The organism is Actinomycetes bacterium, assembly GCA_035489715.1.
Taxonomy (GTDB): domain Bacteria; phylum Actinomycetota; class Actinomycetes; order JACCUZ01; family JACCUZ01; genus DATHAP01.
Window position 1 is genome coordinate 1 of the sequence record DATHAP010000008.1, and the last position, 2,169, is coordinate 2,169.

General features: G+C 72.5%; 3 protein-coding genes. 2 read left to right on the forward strand and 1 reads right to left on the reverse strand.

Annotated elements, in window-relative coordinates; all coding sequences use genetic code 11:
• Positions 1-819: DNA recombination protein RmuC (locus VK640_00735; GenBank protein HTE71713.1), on the forward strand; the 819-nt coding region annotated here is incomplete at its 5' end.
• 4 nt (positions 820-823) lie between these two features.
• Here VK640_00735 and VK640_00740 read toward each other — a convergent pair.
• Complete coding sequence (locus VK640_00740; protein HTE71714.1) at positions 824-1,789, reverse strand: 4-hydroxy-3-methylbut-2-enyl diphosphate reductase; 966 nt, start codon at positions 1,787-1,789, stop codon at positions 824-826.
• Between the two features lie 148 nt (positions 1,790-1,937).
• Between VK640_00740 and VK640_00745 the strand changes: the two genes are divergently transcribed.
• Positions 1,938-2,169 (forward strand): hypothetical protein (locus VK640_00745; protein ID HTE71715.1); only part of this gene is annotated, 232 nt, incomplete at its 3' end.

Sequence of the window (2,169 nt, forward strand, 5' to 3'; positions counted from 1 at the left end):
CTGGTCACCGCGCTGCGCACCCCGCACGTGCGGGGCCGCTGGGGCGAGGTCCAGCTGCGGCGGGTGGTCGAGGTGGCCGGGCTCCTGGAGCACTGCGACTTCGTGGAGCAGCCGTCGGGCACCAACGACGAGGGCGCCGGCGTGCGGCCCGACCTCGTCGTGACGCTCGCAGACGGGCGGCAGGTGATCGTCGACGCCAAGGTGCCGTTCACCGGGTACATCGAGGCGGTCCAGGCCACCGACCAGTCGGTGCGCGAGCAGCGAGTGGCCATGCACGCCCGGCAGCTGCGCACCCACGTCGACACGCTGGCCGCCCGGCGCTATCCCACGGCCTTCCGCCCCGCCGCCCCGTTCACCGTCCTGTTCGTCCCCTCCGACGGATTCCTGACGACGGCGCTGGAGGCCGAGCCGGGGCTGCTGGAGTACGGCTTCGCCCGCGACGTCGTGCTCGCCACCCCGAGCACGCTGCTGGCGCTGCTGCGCACGGTGGCCTACTCGTGGCGGCAGGAGCGGCTGGCCCGCGACGCCGACCAGGTGCTGGAAGTGGGCCGACGGCTGCACGCCCGGCTCGGCACGCTGACCAGCCACCTCGTGCGGCTCGGATCGGCGCTGGGCACCACGATGGCCCGCTACAACGAGACGATCGGCTCCTACGAGCGCTCCGTGCTGACCGCTGCCCGCCGGTTCGACGACCTGGGCGTGGCCGAGAGCCCGCTGCAGACCCCCGAGCCGCTGGAGGCGACGGTGCGCACCCTGCGCCCGGCGGAACCGCCGATCGAGGACGACGACGAGCCGGCCCGGGACGGGACGACCGGATGACCGGTCAGTCGGTGCGCGCGGCCTTCTCGGCGCGCCGGAGCTCGTGCGGCAGCGCAAACACCAGCCGCTCCTCCGCCGCCTTGACGGTCTCGACGTCGGGGTAGCCCCGCTCGGCCAGCCAGTCCAGCACCTCGCTCACGAGGACCTCCGGCACCGAGGCGCCGCTGGTGACGCCGACCGTGCCCACGCCCTCGAGCCAGGCCGGGTCGATCTCCGAGGCGAAGTCGACGAGATACGAGGCGCGGGCGCCCGCCTCCAGCGCGACCTCGACCAGGCGGACCGAGTTCGACGAGTTGGTCGAGCCGACGACCAGCACCAGGTCGCACTCCCCCGCCATCTGCTTGACCGCCTGCTGCCGGTTCTGCGTGGCGTAGCAGATGTCGTCGCTCGGCGGGGCCTGCAGACCGGGGAAGCGGTTCTTCAGCTGGTCCACCGTCGCCAGGGTCTCGTCCACCGAGAGCGTGGTCTGCGACAGCCACACGACCTTCTCCGGGTCGCGCACCTGCACGGTGGCGACGTCCTTGGGGCCGTCGACGAGCTGGATGTGGGACGGCGCCTCCCCGGCGGTGCCCTCGACCTCCTCGTGGCCGCGGTGGCCGATGAGCAGGATGTCGAAGTCGTCGCGGGCGAAGCGCTTGGCCTCCTGGTGCACCTTGGTGACCAGCGGGCAGGTGGCGTCGATGGTCCGCAGCCGCCGCGACGCCGCCTCCTGGTGCACCGCGGGTGAGACGCCGTGCGCACTGAAGACGACGACCGAGCCCTCGGGCACCTCGTCGGTCTCGTCGACGAAGATCGCGCCCCGGCGCTCCAGGGTGGCGACGACGTGCTTGTTGTGGACGATCTGCTTGCGGACGTAGACCGGCGCCCCGTGGATCTCCAGCGCCCGCTCGACCGCGATGACCGCCCGATCCACGCCGGCGCAGTAGCCGCGCGGATCGGCCAGCAGGACACGTCCGCGCTGATCAGCCATGCACCCCATGGTAGTTGAAGGACCCCCTGCCCCCCGCCGCTCGCGAGCTCGCGACGGGGCCCTGCAGGGGGCCGTCGTCCCATGCCTCCCTCGGGTGGATCTGCACACATTGCGTGTCGGTCGCGACGTTGTGGGGCAGGGTGTGCGCATGGCACGAGAGATCCCTGAGGTAGTCCGCGCGGCAGCCGGCCTGGCCGCCCACGTTCTCGACGAGGCACGCAAGCTGCCCGAGACCCTGCCGGGGATCCCCGTGCGGATCCTGGGCATCGCGATGCAGCAGGCCATGAAGGTCCAGCAGCAGTACGCGGGGCTGGTCGCCCGAGGTGACGAGCTCTTCACCGGCATCCGCGGCGAGAACGAGCCCGGGATGGCCACGTTCG

Bases quoted from the DNA above. Each gene is read 5' to 3' on its own strand.
- VK640_00740 (HTE71714.1), bottom strand. From the start codon at position 1,789: ATGGCTGATCAGCGCGGACGTGTCCTGCTGGCCGATCCGCGCGGCTAC.